This is a genomic window from Streptomyces sp. YIM 121038, assembly GCF_006088715.1.
GTDB lineage: Bacteria > Actinomycetota > Actinomycetes > Streptomycetales > Streptomycetaceae > Streptomyces.
This window is the reverse complement of sequence record NZ_CP030771.1, coordinates 7945784-7963477: the sequence shown is the minus strand read 5'-3', so window position 1 is coordinate 7963477 and position 17694 is coordinate 7945784. Positions and strand designations below refer to the sequence as shown.

The 17694-nt window shown below is 78.2% G+C and carries 2 protein-coding genes; both read right to left on the bottom strand.

Annotated features, from left to right (window positions below; genetic code table 11):
- Positions 1-46: 46 nt before the first annotated feature.
- A complete protein-coding gene (locus C9F11_RS34015; protein WP_138962968.1) occupies positions 47-6661 on the bottom strand; it encodes a type I polyketide synthase in 6615 nt (2204 codons plus the stop codon).
- Positions 6648-17651, bottom strand: coding sequence for a type I polyketide synthase (locus C9F11_RS48910; RefSeq protein WP_249401985.1), 11004 nt, complete (start codon positions 17649-17651; stop codon positions 6648-6650). The genes C9F11_RS34015 and C9F11_RS48910 overlap by 14 nt, the downstream gene beginning before the upstream one ends.
- Between the last annotated feature and the right edge of the window lie 43 nt (positions 17652-17694).

Below are 17694 nucleotides of genomic sequence, written 5' to 3'. Positions count from 1 at the left end.
TCGCGCCCGGGACGCGCCGCGGTGTCCGCCAGGGCCGTGTCCGCCGTCAGGAGATGCCGAGCTCCTTGCTGATGAAGTCGATGACCTCGTCGTCGCTCGCCCGGTCGAGACCGGCCGCGACGGCCGTGCGCCCGGACTCCTCGGCCCTGCCGCGCGCCCCCTCGCCCCAGCGCTGGGCGAGGGCCCGCAGGCGTGCCGCGACCCGCTCCCGGTCGTCGTCGTCGAGTCCGTCGGCGTCGCCGTCGCCGTCGAGGGACGCCGCCCAGTCGTCGAGCCGGGACAGGAGGGAGTCGACCCGCGAGCCGAGGCCGGGCAGCAGTTCGGCCCCGATGTGGTCGGCCAGGGCGGCCGGGGTCGGATGGTCGAAGACGAGCGTGGTCGGCAGGGTCAGGCCGGTCGCGGCGCCCAGGCGGTTGCGCAGCTCCACGGCGGTGAGCGAGTCGAACCCGAGGTCCTGGAAGGGGCGTTGCGGATCCACGCTCTCGGGCGTCAGATGCCCGAGGACCAGGGCGATCTGGGCGCGCACCAGGTCAAGGACGGCCGCGCTCCGCTCCTCGGGCGCGAGCGGCCCGAGGCGGTCCCGCAGCGCGTCGCCCGCGCCCGCACCCGGGAGCGCGGCGGGGGCGCGGGCCAGGCCGCGCAGCACCGCGGGCAGGTCCCCGGCCGCGGCGGCGGTGCCCAGGGCCGCGGGGTCGAGCCGTACCGGGACGAGGCCCGCCGCGCCGGTGGTGAGCGCGAGGTCGAGCAGCGCGAGGCCGTCCTCGGTGGACAGCTCGCCGACTCCGGAGCGGCCCATGCGGTCCCGGTCCCGCTGCGTCAGGGCGGCCGCCATGCCGCCGCCCGCCCACGGGCCCCAGGCCAGGGACGTGCCCGGCAGGCCGGTGTCGTGGCGGTGCCGGGCGAGGGCGTCGAGGAAGGCGTTGGCCGCGGCGTAGTTGGCCTGGCCGCGGGCGCCGACGGCGGCCGTCGCGGACGAGAAGAGGACGAACGCGGCCAGGTCGGCGTCCCGCGTGAGCTCGTGCAGGTGCCAGGCGCCGTCGGCCTTGGGCGCGAACACCGTGCCGAGGCGTTCGGGCGTCAGGGACTCAAGGACGCCGTCGTCGACCACGCCCGCGGCGTGCACCACGGCGGTCAGCGGATGCTCGTCCGGCACCGTCGCGAGCAGCCGCGCCACCGCGTCCCGGTCGGCCACGTCGCAGGCGACGGCCCGTACGGTCGTGGCGGGGCCGGTCAGTTCGGCCACGAGGTCCGCCATGCCGTCCGCGTCGGCTCCCCGGCGGCCCGCCAGCAGCAGGTGCCGGGCGCCGTGGGCGCGGACCAGGTGGCGGGCGACCGCGCCGCCGAGCGCGCCGGACGCGCCGGTGACCAGGACGGTGCCCTCGGGGTCCCACGCGGCGGGCAGGGTGAGGACGATCTTGCCCACGTGCCGGGCCTGGGCGAGGAAGCGGAAGGCCGCGGGCGCTTCGCGCACGTCCCAGGTGGTCACCGGCAGGTGGCGCAGGCTGCCGTCGCCGAACAGCTCGACGATCGCGGCGAGCATCGCCCCGACCCGCTCGATCCCTGCGTCCATCAGGTCGAACGCGCGGTAGGCGACGCCCTCGTGGCGCTCCGCGACCTCGGCGGGGTCGCGGACGTCGGTCTTGCCCATCTCGACGAACCGGCCGCCGGGCCGCACCAGGCGCAGCGACGCGTCGAGGAGGTCGCGCGCCAGGGAGTTGAGGACGACGTCCACGCCGCCGCCGCTCGCCGTGGCGAAGCGCGCCTCGAACGCGTCGGTGCGGGAGGAGGCGAGGTGCGCGTCGTCGACGCCGAGGGCGCGCACGGCGTCCCACTTGGCGGGGCTCGCCGTCGCGTACACCTCGGCGCCGAGGTGCCGGGCGAGTTGCACGGCGGCCATGCCGACGCCGCCCGCCGCGGCGTGCACGAGCACCTTCTCCCCCGGCCGTACGTCCGCGAGGTCCACCAGGCCCTCGTACGCGGTGAGGAACGCGACGGGCACGGCCGCGGCCTCGGTGAACGACCAGCCGCGGGGCATCCGCACGATCAGGCGGTGGTCGACGACGGCCACCGGGCCGAGACAGCCGTCGGCGAGCCCGAACACCGGGTCGCCGGGGGCGAAGTCCCGGACGCCGGGGCCCACTTCGCTGACGACGCCCGCGATCTCGCCGCCCAGGGCCCGCTGGTCGGCGACCATGCCCAGGGCCATGACGACGTCGCGGAAGTTGAGCCCGGCCGCGCGCACCGCGACCCGGACCTGCCCCGGCGCCAGGGGCGCGGCGGCCGCCGGGCTCGGGGCGAGGGCCAGGTCGTCGGCCGCGCCCCCGTCGGTGAGGTCGACGCGCCACTCCGGTGCGCCGGGCGGGGGCACGAGGGTGGCCGCCGGTACACCGCGGGCGAGGCGCGGCACGAGTGTCCGGCCCGCCCGGAGCGCGACGTCCGGTTCGTCCCCGGCGAGCGCGGCGCGCAGCGCCTCGGTGGACGCGGGCGTGCCGTCCGTATCGGCCAGGGCGAACCGTCCGGGGTGCTCCGCCCGCGCGGAGCGCACCAGGCCCCAGAGCGCGGCGGCGGCCAGGTCGGTGCCGCGCTCGTCGGCCGTGGCCGCCACGGCGCCGCGGGTCACGACGGCGAGGCGGGCGGACGCGAGCCGGGGGTCGGTCACCCAGGTGCGGAGCACGGCGAGCACGGCCGCGGCGAGGGCGCGGGCGGCGCCCGCGGGGTCGCCGGTCCCGGAGCCTCGCGCGCTACCGGGGGGCCCGCCGTGGCTCGGCAGGAGCACCAGGTCCGGGACCTGTGCGCCGGAGTCGAGCGCGGCCAGGAGCGCCGCGGCGTCGGCGTGCGCGGGCACGCCGAGCTCGGCGGCGAGCCGGTCGTCGCCCAGGACGGCGCAGTGCGGGGCGGGTTCGGCCGTGGCGTCCGGCGTCTGAAGCCAGCCGACGTGGAAGAGGGTGTCGTGGGTGCGGGTCGCGCGCAGCTCCTCGGCGGAGACGGTCCGGGTGACCAGCGCGCCGACCGACGCCACCGGGGTGCCCCGCTCGTCCCACAGGGACAGGCTCACCGTGTCCGTGCCCGCCGGGACGAGACGCGCCCGCAGGGTCGGTGCGCCCGGGCCGTGGAAGGACACCTCCTGCCAGGAGAACGGCACCCGGACACGGCCGCTCGGCCCCGCCGCGCCGTCGCGGACGAGGGCCGCGTGGAGTGCGGCGTCGAGCTGGGCCGGGTGGAGGCCGTACCCGCCCGTGGCGGGCCGCGTACCGGCGGGGAGCGCGATCTCCGCGTACAGCTCGTCGTCCGTGCGCCAGGCCCGCGCGAGGCCGCGGAAGGCGGGGCCGTACGCGAAGCCCGCGTCGGCCAGGCCGTCGTAGAAGCCGTCGAGCGCGACGGGTTCGGCTCCGGCGGGCGGCCAGGTCCGCCCGGGGCCCGGGGGCGCGGGGACGGCGTCGGGGGCGAGGTCGCCGCGCGCGTGGCACACCCAGGGTTCGTCCGGCGCGGCGTCCTCGGGCCGTCCGTACACGCCGAACGTACGACGGCCCCGCTCGCCCTCCGCGCCGACGCGCACCTGGAGGTGGACGGCGCCCCGCTCGGGCAGCACCAGCGGGGCCTCCTGCGTCAGCTCGGCCAGGCGGCGGCAGCCCGCCTCGGCTCCGGCGCGCAGGGCCATCTCGACGACGGCGGTGCCGGGGACGAGCACGGAGCCCAGCATGACGTGGTCGGCGAGCCAGGGCTCCGTGCGCCGGGACACCGTGCCGGTGAGGACGAGGCCCTGGGCGTCGGCGAGCTCCAAGGAGGCGCCCAGCAGCGGGTGTTCGAGCCCGGTGAGCCCGGCCGCGGTCACGTCGGCGGCGGCGCCCGACCCGGTCCAGGGGAAGCTCCGGCGCTGGAAGGGGTAGGTGGGCAGGTCCACCGCGCGGGCTCCGGCGAGGAACCGGGTCCAGTCGGCCCGTGCGCCGTGCGCGTAGGCCGTGGCGAGGGCCGCGCGCACGGTGTCGGGCTCGGGCCTGCGGGAGCGGGCCGTGGGGATCACCACGGCGCCGGTGGCCGCGGGCTGTCCGGCGAGGCAGTCCTGGGCCATGGCGGTGAGCGTCGCGGAGGGGCCCACCTCCACGAAGGTGCGGGCGCCCGCCGCCACGAGCCGGCGCATCCCGTCGTCGAAGCGCACGGTCTCCCGGGCGTGGCGCACCCAGTACTCGGGCGAGCACAGCTGGTCCGCGCCCGCGATGTCGCCGGTGACGTCCGAGACGACGGGGATGCCCGGCGGATGGAAGGTGAGCTTCCGCGCGACCTGCCCGAACTCGTCGAGCATCGCGTCCATCTGGGGCGAGTGGAAGGCGTGGCTGACGCGCAGCCTGCGCGTTCGGCGGCCCTCGCCCTCGAAGTGCCCGGCGAGGGCGAGTACGGCGCTCTCGGTGCCGGACACGACCACCGACGACGGTCCGTTGACGGCGGCGAGGGCCACGTCGTGCGGGTGGTCGGCGAGCCACGGCGCGATCTCCGCCTCGGTGGCCCGCACCGCGACCATCGCACCCGCGCCGGGCAGGTCCTGCATCAGCCTGCCGCGCGCGGCGACGAGCGTGCACGCGTCCTCCAGGGAGAGGACTCCGCAGACGTGCGCGGCGGCCAGCTCGCCGACCGAGTGGCCGAGCAGCAGGCCGGGGGTGAGCCCCCCGTGCGTGAGCAGCCGGTACAGCGCCACTTCGTAGGCGAACAGGGCGGGCTGGGTGTACGCGGTCCGCTCCAGGAGCGCGGCCTCCGGCGTGCCCTCGGCGGCGAACAGGACGTCCCGCAGCGGCCGTTCGAGGTGCGGGTCCAGCCGCTCGGCCACGGCGTCGAGCTCCCGGGCGAACTCCGGGAAGGCGGCGGCCAGTTCGCGGCCCATGCCCGGGCGCTGGCTGCCCTGGCCCGAGAAGAGGAACGCCGTCTCGCCGTCGGCCGCGGTGCCCCGCACCAGGCCCGGCGCGGGCCGGTCGCCGGCCAGGGCCGAGAGCGCGGTGAGCAGCTCTTCCCGGTCGGCGGCCCACACCACGGCCCGCTGGTCGAGGGCGGCGCGGGTGGTCGCCAGGGACAGGCCGAGGTCCACGGGCCGGACCTCGGGCCTGGCGCGTACGTGTGCGGCGAGGCGCTCGGCCTGGTCCCGCAGGGCCTGTTCGCCCCGGGCGGAGACCACCAGCGGTACGGGTCCGCCGGGGGCGGTGGCCGTGGCGTCCGTGGCGGGAGCCGGGGCCGTGGCGTCCGTGGCGGGGGCCGGGGCCTCGGCCGGGGCGGGTCCCGGTGCGGCGTCCTGGGGGGCCTGTTCCAGGATGACGTGGGCGTTGGTGCCGCTGATGCCGAAGGAGGAGACGCCCGCGCGGCGCGGGCGCCCGGTCTCGGGCCAGGCGCGGTTCTCGGTGAGCAGCCGCACCGTGCCCGCCGACCAGTCGACGTGCGGGGTGGGCGCGTCCACGTGGAGGGTCCTGGGGAGCACGCCGTGCCGCATCGCCATGACCATCTTGATCAGCCCGGCGATGCCCGCGGCGCCCTGGGTGTGGCCCAGGTTCGACTTGACGGAACCCAGCCACAGGGGCCGTCCCGCCGCGCGCTCCTGGCCGTACGTGGCGATGAGCGACTGCGCCTCGATGGGGTCGCCCAGGGTGGTGCCGGTGCCGTGTCCCTCGACGGCGTCCACGAAGTCGGCGGAGAGGCGGGCCGTGGCCAGGGCGCGGCGGATGACGCGCTGCTGGGAGGGGCCGTTGGGCGCGGTCAGACCGTTGGAGGCACCGTCCTGGTTCACGGCGGAGCCCCGTACGACAGCGAGCACGGGGTGACCCTTGCGCCGGGCCTCCGACAGGCGCTCCAGGAGGACCAGGCCCACGCCCTCGCCCCAGCCGGTACCGTCCGCCGCCGCCGCGAACGCCTTGCACCGGCCGTCCGGCGCAAGCCCCCGCTGCCTGCTGAACTCCACGAAGATGCCCGGGGTCGTCAGCACGGCGGCTCCCCCGGCCAGGGCCAGGTCGCACTCGCGCTGGCGCAGCGACTGGGCCGCCAGGTGGACCGCCGCGAGCGAGGCGGAGCAGGCGGTGTCGACGGTCATGGCCGGGCCTTCGAGGCCGAACGCGTAGGCCAGGCGCCCCGAGAGGACGCTGGCGGCGCCGCCGGTGACCTGGTGTCCCTCGCTGCCCTCGGTGGCCGGGGCGCCGTTGCCGACGGTCATGAGGACCGAGCCGACGAACGTGCCGACGGGCTCGCCGCGCAGCGCGCCGGGGCTGATGCCCGCCCGTTCGAAGGTCTCCCACGCGGTCTCCAGGAGGAGGCGCTGCTGCGGGTCCATGGCGGCGGCCTCGCGCGGGCTGATGCCGAACAGGTCCGCGTCGAAGTCACCGGCGCCGTCGACGAAGCCGCCTTCGAGGGCGTACGTCCGGCCCGGCCGGTCGGGGTCGGGGTCGTACAGCGCGTCGGTGTCCCAGCCCCGGTCGGCGGGGAAGGGCGCCATGGCGTCGGTGCCGGACTCCACCAGGCGCCACAGGTCCTCCGGGGAGCGGACGCCGCCCGGGTAGCGGCAGCCCATCGCCACGACGGCGATCGGCTCCCGGGCCGCGGCGGCCAGTTCGCGGTTGCGGGCGCGCAGCGTCTCGACCTCCTTGAGGGAGGCCCGCAGCGCCTCGACGAACCGCTCGTCACCAGGGGGCATCGTGGTCCTCCGTGTTCGCGTGCGCTCCGTTGTCCAGGGCCATGGCGAGGAGCGCCTCCGAGTCCAGGTGGTCGATCGAGCCCGGCTCGTCCGGTTCCCGCGGCGGCTCGTCCCGCCCGGCCGGGCGGGACGCGAGCTCCAGGAGGGCGTCGAGGAGGCCCGCGTCCCGCAGCCGGGGCAGCGGGATCGCGGCCAGGGCCGCGCGCACCGCGGCCTCGGTGTCGCGCCGGGCCTCGTCCGCGCCGTCCGGCGGGGCGAGTTCGGCGGCCAGGCGCGTGGCGAGCGCGGCGGGCGTGGGGTGGTCGAAGACCAGCGTGGCGGGCAGCCGCAGGCCGGTCGCCGCGGTGAGCCGGTTGCGCAGCTCCACGGCGGTCAGGGAGTCGAACCCGAGGTCCTTGAAGGCCCGGTCGCGCCCCACCGCCTCCGGTGACGGGTGGCCGAGCACGGTGGCGGTCTCGGCCCGCACCAGGTCGCTCAGGTGCAGGTCGCGCTCCGCCGGGGTCAGCGCGGCCAGGCGGCGGCGCAGCGCGGCGGCCCCCGCGGCCCGGGACGCGCCGCCGCGCCGGTCCCCGCCCCGGACGAGGCCGCGCAGGACCGGCGGCAGGGCGTCGCCGCGCGCCCGCAGCGCGGCCGTGTCCAGGCGCATGGGCAGCGGCAGCGGCTCGGTGCCCGCCAGGGCCGCGTCGAGGAGGGCCAGGCCCTCGTCGGTGGCCAGTTCCCGCAGGCCCGAGCGCGCCAGGCGGGCCCGGCCCGCCCGGTCGAGCCCGGCCGTCATGGCGCTGGTGTCGGCCCACAGGCCCCAGCCCAGCGACCAGGCGGGCAGGCCCTGCCGGCGGCGGCGCAGGACGAGCGCGTCCAGGAAGGCGTTGGCCGCCGCGTAGTTCCCCTGGCCCGCGCCGCCCAGGGTGGCGGCGGCGGAGGAGAACGCGACGAACGCCACGGGCCGTGCCGTGCGGGTCAGCTCGTCGAGGTGGAGCGCGGCGTCCACCTTGGGCCGGAACACCCGGTCGAGGCGGTCCGGGGTCAGTGCCGGGATCACCCCGTCGTCCAGGACGCCCGCGGCGTGCACGACGGCGGTCAAGGGGTGTGCGGCGGGCACCGCGCCGAGCACCTCGGCGAGCGCGGCCCGGTCGGCGGCGTCGCACGCCGCCCAGGTCACCTCCGCGCCGTGGTCGGCCAGTTCGGCGGCGAGCGGCACGGCCCCTTCGGCCTCGCCGCCGCGGCGGCTCACCAACAGCAGGTGCCGTACGCCGTGCGCGGTGACGAGGTGCCGGGCGACCGCGCGGCCCAGGGTGCCGGAGGCGCCGGTGACGAGCACGGTGCCGTCGGCGTCCCAGGGCGGCTCTCCCCCGTGCGGGGCGGGGGCGCGTTCGACCCGGGGCACGAGGATCCGGCCCGCCCGGAGCACGAGGTGGGGCTCGTCCGTGGCCAGCGCGGTGGCGAGGGCCGCGGTGGACTCCGGGTGGCCGTCGGACTCGACGAGCACGAACCGGCCGGGGTGCTCCGCCTGCGCCGAGCGCACCAGGCCCTGGACGGCCGCGACGGCGGGGTCCACGAGGCCCTCGTCGTCGGAGCCGGGCGGGGCCGGGGCGCCGCGCGTGACGAGGACGAGCCGGGCCGGGGGCGCGGAGTCCGCCGGGCCGGGTGCGGTGAGCGGGTCGGGCGCGGCGGACGGGTCGGGCGCGGCGGACGGGTCTGCGGGGTCTTCGGCCGGGCCCGCGTCCCCCGCCCCGCCCTCGGTGAGCCAGCTCTGCAGCAGGTCCAGGGTCCGGTAGGTCAGGGCCCGCGCCCGGGCGGCGTCGTCGTCCAGGTCCTCCGCCACGGGCAGCGGTACGAGGACCGCCTCGGGGGCGGGCGCGCCGGCGGCGAGGGCCGCGCGGTACGCGGCCAGGTCGGCGAACTCGCCTGCCGGGGCGGGCAGTTCCGTGGCCTCGTCGCCGAGCACGGCCCACGCTCCGGGCGGTGCGGGCGCCGTGGCGGGGGCGGGCACCAGGGCGAGCCGGTAGAGGGAGTTCCCGGCGCCGCCCGCGGCCCGCAGCTGCTCGGGCGGGACGGGGCGCGCTGCCAGGGAGCCCACGCTCACCGCGGGCGTGCCGTCGGCGTCCGTCACCAGGACCGACACGTCCTGGGCCGCGCCGGGCGAGACGCGGACGCGCACGGCGGGTCCGCACGGCCCGTGGAAGTCCACGTCGTTCCAGGCGAACGGCATGGCCGCGCCGCCGGTGTCCGGGGTGCGCAGCAGACAGGAGTGCAGGCCCGCGTCGAGCAGCGCCGGATGGGCGCGGTAGCGGTCCGCCCCCGCCTGGTCCTCGGCGGGCAGCGCCGCCTCGGCGAGGACCTCGTCGCCCAGGCGCCAGGCGGTGTGCAGGCCGCGGAACGCGGGCCCGTACGACAGGCCGATGTCGTCCATGCGGTCGTAGAACTCCGTGAGGTCCACGGGCTCGGCCCCCGGTGGCGGCCAGACGCCGTCGAGGGCGGGGGGCGCCTCGGGGCCCTCCTCGGTGAGCAGGCCGCGGGCGTGGCACGTCCAGGGGTCCTCCGGGGGCGCGTCCTCGCGGCGCGCGTGCACGCCGAGCGCCCGGCCGCCGTCGTCGTCGGGGGCCGCGACGCGGACCTGGATCCGCACCGCGCCGCGGGCGCCGAGGACCAGCGGCGCCTCCTGGAGGAGCTCCGCGATGCGCGGGCACCCGGCCTCGGCCCCGGCCAGGGCGGCCAGTTCGAGGAAGGCGGTGCCCGGCACGACCACGGTGTCGCCCACGGCGTGGTCGGCGAGCCACGGGTGCGTGTCCAGGGACCAGCGCGCGGTGAGGACGGTCTCCGCCGAGCCCGCGAGCTCGACGCGGGCGCCGAGCAGCGGGTGCGCCGCGCTGCCCAGGCCCGCCGCGGTGACGTCGCCGGAGCCCGCGGGCGTGTCCAGCCAGAACCGGCGCCGCTGGAAGGCGTACGTCGGCAGGTCCACGACGTGCGGCGCGCGGCCCGCCCACGCGGCCGTCCAGTCGACGGCGACACCGCGGGTGTACGCCTCGGCGACGGAGGCCGAGAAGCGCTCGAGGCCGCCCTGGTCGCGCCGCAGGGACCCGACGGCCACGCCCGTCCGCTCGGGCTGCTCCGCGAGGGTCTCGGCCACGCCCACGGTGAGCATCGGGTGCGGGCTCGCCTCGACGAAGGCGCCGTAGCCGCGGTCGAACAGCTCCCGCACGGCGGGCTCGAACCGCACCGGCTCGCGCAGGTTGCGGTACCAGTAGGCGCCGTCGAGCCCGGCGGTGTCCTGGAAGCCGCCCGTCACCGTGGAGAAGAACGCGACGTCGCCGGTGCGCGGGCGCAGCTCCGCCAGGTCGTGGCCGATCCGCTCGCGCACCGCCTCGACGTGCGGCGAGTGCGAGGCGTAGTCCACGGGGATCCGGCGCGCCCACGCGCCGGTCTCCGCACAGCGGTCGAGGAGTGCGTCGAGGGCCGCCGTGTCGCCCGAGACCACCACCGACGCGGGGCCGTTGACCGCCGCGAGCGAGAGGCGCCCGTCCTGGGCGGCGACCAGCTTCTCGGCGTCGGCCGCGGACAGCGCGAGGGAGACCATGCCGCCGCGCCCCGCGATCGCGGTCAGGGCGCGGCTGCGCAGCGCGACCACGCGGGCCCCGTCGGCCAGGGAGAGGCCGCCCGCGACGCAGGCCGCGGCGATCTCGCCCTGCGAGTGGCCCACCACGGCGGCGGGTTCCACGCCGTAGGAGCGCCACAGCTCGGCGAGCGACACCATGACCGCCCACAGCGCGGGCTGGACGACGTCGACCCGGTCCGGGTCGACACCGGTCGGCGCGCCCCGTACGACGTCCACCAGGGACCAGTCGACGTACGGGGCGAGGGCGTCGGCGCACTCGGTCAGGCGCTCGCGGAAGACCGGCGCGGTCTCCCACAGACCGGCGGCCATGCCCGCCCACTGCGCGCCCTGGCCGGGGAAGACGAACACCGTCCTGCCCGGGTCACCGGCGAGCCCCTCGACGGCGCCGGGCGTCTCGCGGCCCTGGGCCACGGCGGCGAGGCCCGCGAGGAGCGCGTCCCGGTCGCCGCCCAGGACCACGGCCCGGTGGGCGAGGGCGGCCCGTGCGGTCAGGAGGGAGTGCGCGACGTCGACGGGGTCGAGCCGCGGGTCGGCGGCGACGCGTGCGCGAAGCCGGGCCGCCTGGGCGCGCAGCGCGGGCTCGCTGCGGGCGGACACCGTCAGCGGCACGGGGCCCGCGGCGGCCTCGGCGGGCCCGCCGTCGCCACGGGGAGCCGCCGGGGCTTCGCCGTCCGCCGTGGCGGGCGCCTGCTCCAGTACGACGTGCGCGTTGGTGCCGCTGATGCCGAACGAGGAGACCGCGGCGCGGCGCGGGCGGCCCGTCTCCGGCCAGGGGCGGGCCTCGGCGAGGAGTTCCACCGCGCCCGCCGACCAGTCGACGTGCGGCGAGGGCGCGTCCACGTGCAGGGTGCGGGGCAGCACGCCCCGGCGCAGCGCCATGACCGTCTTGATGACCCCGGCGACCCCCGCGGCGGCCTGCGGGTGCCCCAGGTTCGACTTGACCGAGCCCAGCCACAAGGGCCGTTCGACGGGGCGTTGTTGGCCGTAGGTCGCGAGGAGCGCCTGGGCCTCGATGGGGTCGCCGAGGGTGGTGCCGGTGCCGTGCGCCTCGACGGCGTCGACGTCGGCCGCCGTGAGCCGGGCGGCGGCCAGGGCCTGGCGGATCACGCGTTCCTGGGAGGGGCCGTTGGGGGCGGTGAGGCCGTTGCTCGCACCGTCCTGGTTGACGGCGGAGCCGCGGACCACCGCGAGGACGCGGCGCCCGGCGCGGACCGCGTCCGACAGGCGTTCGACGAGGAGGACACCGGCGCCCTCGCCCCAGACCGTGCCGTCGGCGGCGGCCGCGAACGGCTTGCAGCGGGCGTCGGCGGCGAGCGCGCCCTGCCTGCTGAACTCGGTGAAGGCGTGCGGTGTACACATCACGGTGACCCCGCCCGCGAGGGCGCGGTCGCAGTCGCCGCCGCGCACCGCCTGGACGGCCAGGTGCAGCGCCACGAGCGACGACGAGCAGGCCGTGTCCACCGTGACGGCCGGGCCCTCGAAGCCGAAGGTGTACGCGATCCTGCCGGTGGCGACGCTGCCGGACCCGCCGGTGCCGAGGTAGCCGCCCGCGTCGTCGGGCACGGTCGCGTGCCGCGTCGTGTAGTCGTGGTACATCAGGCCCGCGAACACGCCGGTGCGGCTGCCCCGGAGGGTGGTGGGGTCGAGCCCCGCGCGTTCCAGGGCCTCCCAGGAGACCTCCAGGAGGAGGCGCTGCTGCGGGTCCATCGCCACCGCCTCGCGCGGGCTGATGCCGAAGAACTCGGGGTCGAAGCCCGCGGCGTCGCGCAGGAATCCGCCCTGCGCGGCGTGCGCGGCGGAGCCGGGGTCCCAGCCCCGGTCGGTGGGGAAGGCGGAGATGGCGTCGCCGCCCCGGTCCACCAGGTCCCACAGGTCCTCGGGCGAGCCGACGCCGCCCGGGAACCGGCAGGCCATGCCGACGACGGCGATCGGCTCGTCGGCCGGAACGGCAGCCGGTTGCGGCGCTGGCGTCCGGGCCGGGGTGCCCTGCCCGGTGAGGCGGTCGAGGAGGTGCTCGGCGAGGGCCTGCGGGGTCGGCCGGTCGAAGACGAGCGTGGCGGGCAGGCGGAGCCCCGTCACCCGGGCGAGGCGGTTGCGCAGCTCGACCGCGGTGAGCGAGTCGAAGCCCAGCTCCTTGAACGCCAGGCCCGGTTCGACGGCGGTCGGCCCCGCGTAGCCGAGGACGGCGGCGACCTGGGCGCGGACGGCGTCGAGGACCTTCGCGGCCCGGTCCCCCGGCGCGAGTGCGGCGAGGTCGCGCGTCAGGGCGGAGTCGTCGGCGGTGTCCGCGGCGGCGCGCCGGGCCGGGGGCCGCACCAGGCCGCGCAGCAGCGGGGGCACGCCGTCGGCGGCGGCCCGGGCGCGCACGGCGGACAGGTCGAGGCGGGTGGGGACGACGACGGGCAGGCCGCCGGTGAGGCCCGCGTCGAGCAGGGCGAGGCCGTCCTCGGCGGTCAGTCCGGTGACGCCGGAGCGGCGCAGCCGGTCGCGGTCGGTGTCCGACATCCGGGCCGTCAGGGCGCTGGCCCGCTCCCACAGGCCCCAGGCCAGGGAGAGCGCGGGCAGGCCGCGGGCCCGCCGGGCGCGGGCGAACGCGTCGAGGAAGGCGTTGGCGGCCGCGTAGCCGCCCTGGCCCGCGGTGGCGAACGTACCGGCCGCCGACGAGCACACGACGAACGCCGTGAGGTCCGCGCCCTCGGTCAGTTCGTGCAGGTGGACCACCGCGTCGACCTTGGGCCGGAACACGGTGTCGAGCCGCTGCCCGGTCAGGGCCGACACGACGCCGTCGTCGAGGACGCCACCGGCGTGGACGATCCCGCGCAGCGGCCGGTCGCGCGGTACGTCGGCGAGGACGGCGGCGAGGGCCGCGCGGTCGGCGAGGTCGCAGGCGGCCCAGCGTACGCGGGCGCCCGACTCCGTGAGCCTGGCGGTCAGTTCGGCGGCTTCGGGCGCGGCGGCGCCGCGGCGGCTCACGAGGAGCAGGTGCCGCACGCCGTGCGCGGTGACGAGGTGGTGTGCCACGGCCCGGCCGAGCACGCCCGACGCGCCGGTCACCAGGACCGTGCCGTCGCCGTCGAAGCGGCCGGACGCCTCGGCCGCGGCGGGAGCCGTGTCCACGGGGACCCTGCGGAGCCTGGGGACGTGCACCTCACCGGCCCGCAGGGCCAGGTGTGGCTCGTCGCCGCAGCAGGCGGCGGGCAGCGCGTCGGCCGAGGGCTCCCCGCCGTCCCAGTCGAAGAGGACGAACCGGTCCGGGTGCTCCGCCTGGGCCGAGCGCACCAGGCCCCAGGCCGCCGCGAGGGCGGGGTCCGCCGTCCCGTCGTCGTCCGTGGCGACGGCGCCCCGGCTCACCAGGACGAGCCGGGCGGCGGCGAACCGGTCGTCGCCGAGCCACTCCTGAAGGAGCGTCAGGGTCGCGCCGACGGTCTCCCGGGCGGCCGTGGGCAGGTCGCCGGAGCAGGGCTTCAGCGGGGCGAGCACCACGTCGGGGACGTCGCCCGGCCCGGCGGCCACGGCCGCGAGGTCCGGCTCGCGGCGCACGGCGGCGCCGGTGGCCTCAAGGGCCGGGGCGAGCGCGTCGAGGCCGTCCAGGACCGCCCACGACCGGGGCGGCGCGGCGGCGGTGCCGGGCGCCGGGGCCCAGCCCACGGCGAACAGCGCGTCCGTGGGCTTCCCCGCGGCCGGGCGCAGGTCGTCCAGGGGTACGGGCCGTACGGCGAGGGACTCCACGGACACGACGGGGGCGCCGGTCGCGTCGGCCGCCAGAAGAGCGACGGCGTCCGGCCCGAGCCGGGTGATCCGCACCCGCAGCCGGGTGGCGGCGACCGCGTGGACCTCCACGCCGGACCAGGAGAACGGCAGGCGCGGGCCCGCGTCCGCGGGCGCCCCGGCGTCGTCGAGGGCCACCGCGTGCAGCGCGGCGTCGAACAGGGCGGGATGGACCGCGAAGCCCTCCGGCTCCGCGTCGTCGGCGAGCGCGACCTCGGCGTAGAGCTCGTCGCCGAGGCGCCAGGCGGCCCGCAGCCCCTGGAAGGCGGGGCCGTACCGCAGGGAGAGCTCCGCCAGGTCCGCGTACGCCCGCTCCACCGCGACGGGGGCGGCGCCCGGCGGCGGCCAGGCCGCCAGGGCCCCGCCGCCGCCCTGTTCGGCGGGGGCGAGGGAGCCCGCCGCGTGGGTGGTCCACGGCGCGTCCGGGGCGTCCTCGGGCCGGGCGTGCAGGGTGAGCGCGCGGGCCCCGTGCGCGTCGGCGGGGCCGATCAGGGCGCGCAGCTGGCTCCCGCCGCGCGGCGGGAGCACCAGTGGCGCCTGGAGGGTCAGTTCCGCCACTCGGTCGCAGCCGGCCTGCTCGGCCGCCCGGACGGCCAGTTCCAGGAACGCCGTGCCCGGCAGCAGCACGGCCTCGCCGACCGCGTGGTCACCGAGCCAGGGCGCGGAGTCGCGGGACACGCGCCCGGTGAGCAAGGTGCCGCCGGAGTCGGGCAGTTCGGTGGCCGCGCCCCACCACGGGTGGTCGAGCGGGCTCAGCCCGACGGCCGTGGCGTCCCCGGCCACGGGGGCGGCGTCCAGCCAGTAGCGCTGCCGGTCGAAGGCGTACGTCGGCAGGTCCACGCGGCGGGCGCCGGTGCCTGCGAAGAGGCGCTCCCAGTCGGGGGACCGCCCACCGGCGTGGAGGGCGCCGAGGGAGCGCAGGAAGCGGTCGGGGCCGCCGTCGTCCCGCTGGAGCGTGCCCGTGACGAGGGCGTCCCCGCCGAGCTCGCCGAGCGTCTCGGTGAGGCCGAGGGCGAGGACGGGGTGGGGGCTGCACTCGACGAACGCCCCGTGCCCGGTGGCGGCGAGGCGCTCGACGGCGTCGGAGAGCCGTACCGTCCGGCGCAGATTGCGGAACCAGTAGTCGGCGGTCAGCTCCTCGCCCGCCAGGACGTCGCCGGTGACCGTCGAGTACAGGGGGAGCTTCCCGGGGCGCGGGCGCAGCGGCGCGAGCTGGGCGAGCAGGTCGTCGCGCAACAGCTCGACCTGCGGGGAGTGCGAGGCGTAGTCCACGGCGACGCGCCGGGTGCGGACGCCGTCGCGCTCGCAGTCGGCCAGCAGCTCGTCGAGCGCCGCCGGGTCACCGGAGACGACCACGGACGAGGGGCCGTTGACGGCGGCGAGGGCGACCCGGTCGCCCCACCGCTCCAGGCGGGCGCGGGCGTCGGCGGCCGGGGCCGCCACCGAGACCATGCCGCCCGCACCGGCCAGCTTCCCGGCGATCAGGCGGGACCGCAGGGCCACCACGCGGGCGCCGTCGTCCAGGGAGAGCGCGCCCGCCACGCAGGCCGCCGCGATCTCGCCCTGCGAGTGCCCGACCACGGCCGCGGGCTCCACGCCGTGGGAGCGCCACAGCTCGGCGAGGGACACGAGGACCGCCCACAGCACCGGCTGGACCACGTCGACGCGGTCGGTGACCTCGGCGTCGGCGGTGCCGGACACCACCTCGCTCAGCGACCAGTCGACGTACGGTCCGAGCGCGGTCGCGCAGGCGAGCATCCGCTCGCGGAAGACGGCGGAGGCGTCCATGAGCTCCACGGCCATCCCCGGCCACTGCGAGCCCTGGCCGGGGAAGACGAAGACGGCCTTGCCGAGGTCCCGCGCCACGGACTCGACCAGGTCGGGCCCCGGCTCCCCGGCGGCGAGCGCGGCGGTGCCGCGCAGCAGTTCGTCGGCGCGGCGGCCCACGACGACGGCCCGGTGGGCCAGGGGCGCGCGCGTGGTCGCCAGCGCGTACGCCACGTCGAGGGGGCGCAGGCCGGGGCGGTCCCGCAGGTGGTCGCGGAGCCGGGCCGCCTGGGCGCGCAGCGCCTCGGGGGTGCGGGCGGAGAGCACCCAGGGGACGGGGGGCGGGGCGGTGCTTCCGGCGCCCCCGCCGCTCCCGGCGCCCCCGCCGCTCCCGGCGTCCGCGAGGTCCGTGACATCCGTGATGCCCGTGATGCCCGTGGCGCCGGGTACCGGCTCCTCCGCGGCCTCCTCGACGATCACGTGGGCGTTGGTGCCGCTGATGCCGAAGGAGGACACGCCCGCCCGGCGCGGCCGGTCCTCGCGGGGCCAGGGCCTGGCCTCGGTCAGGAGCCGTACGGCGCCCCGGGACCAGTCCACGTGCGGGCTCGGCTCGTCGGCGTGCAGGGTCCGGGGCAGCGTGCCCGCGCGCAGCGCCATGACCGTCTTGATGACGCCCGCGACACCCGCGGCGGCCTGGGAGTGGCCGATGTTCGACTTCAGCGACCCCAGCCACAACGGCCGGTCCCCGTCCCGCTGTTGGCCGTACGTGGCGAGCAGGGCCTGTGCCTCGATGGGGTCGCCGAGGCTGGTGCCCGTGCCGTGCGCCTCCACGGCGTCGACGTCGGCGCCGGTGAGTCCGGCGTTCGCCAGGGCGGCGCGGATGACCCGCTGCTGGGACGGGCCGTTCGGCGCGGTGAGCCCGTTCGAGGCGCCGTCCTGGTTGACGGCGCTGCCGGTGACGACGGCGAGCACGGGGTGGCCGTGGCGCCGCGCGTCGGACAGCCGCTCCACGAGGAGGACGCCGACGCCCTCGGCGAGCCCCGTGCCGTCGGCGCCCGAGGCGAACGCCTTGCACCGGCCGTCGGGGGCGAGCACGCGCTGGCGGCTGAACTCCAGGAGCGTGGCCGGGCTCGACATCACCGTGACGCCACCGGCGAGGGCGAGGTCGCACTCGTTGTTCCGCAGCGCCTGCACGGCCAGGTGCAGGGCCACGAGCGAGGAGGAGCAGGCCGTGTCCAGGGTGACGGCCGGGCCTTCGAGGCCGAAGGTGTAGGCGACGCGGCCGGAGGCGACGCTCGCCGCGCGCCCGGTCTCCAGCTGCCCCTCGTACTCCGTGAGCGTGCCGGGGAGCCGTGCCGTGTAGTCCTGGCCCATCATTCCGGTGAAGACCCCGGTGCGGCTGCCGCGGAGCGCGTCGGGGGTGAGCCCGGCGCGCTCGAAGGTCTCCCAGGAGACTTCGAGCAGCAGCCGCTGCTGGGGGTCCATCAGGAGGGCCTCGCGCGGGCTGATCCCGAACAGGCCCGCGTCGAAGGACGTGACGTCGGCGAGGAACCCGCCCTCGCGCGCGTAGGTGGTGCCCGGCCGGTCCGGGTCGGGGTCGTAGAGCCCCTCGGTGTCCCAGCCCCGGTCGGTGGGGAGCGCGGCGATCCCGTCCGTGCCCGAGCCGACGAGTCGCCACAGCTCCTCGGGGGACGTCACGCCGCCCGGGAAGCGGCAGGCCATCGACACCACGGCGATCGGCTCCCGGCCCGCCGCCCGGACGGCCCGCAGCCGCTCGCGGGTCTGGCCCAGCTCGGCGGTGAGGCGCTTGAGGTAGTCGAGCGTCCTGTCGTCATCGGTCATGTCGAAGGTGCTGCCCTTCCCGAGAAGATGTCGGACCTCGTGG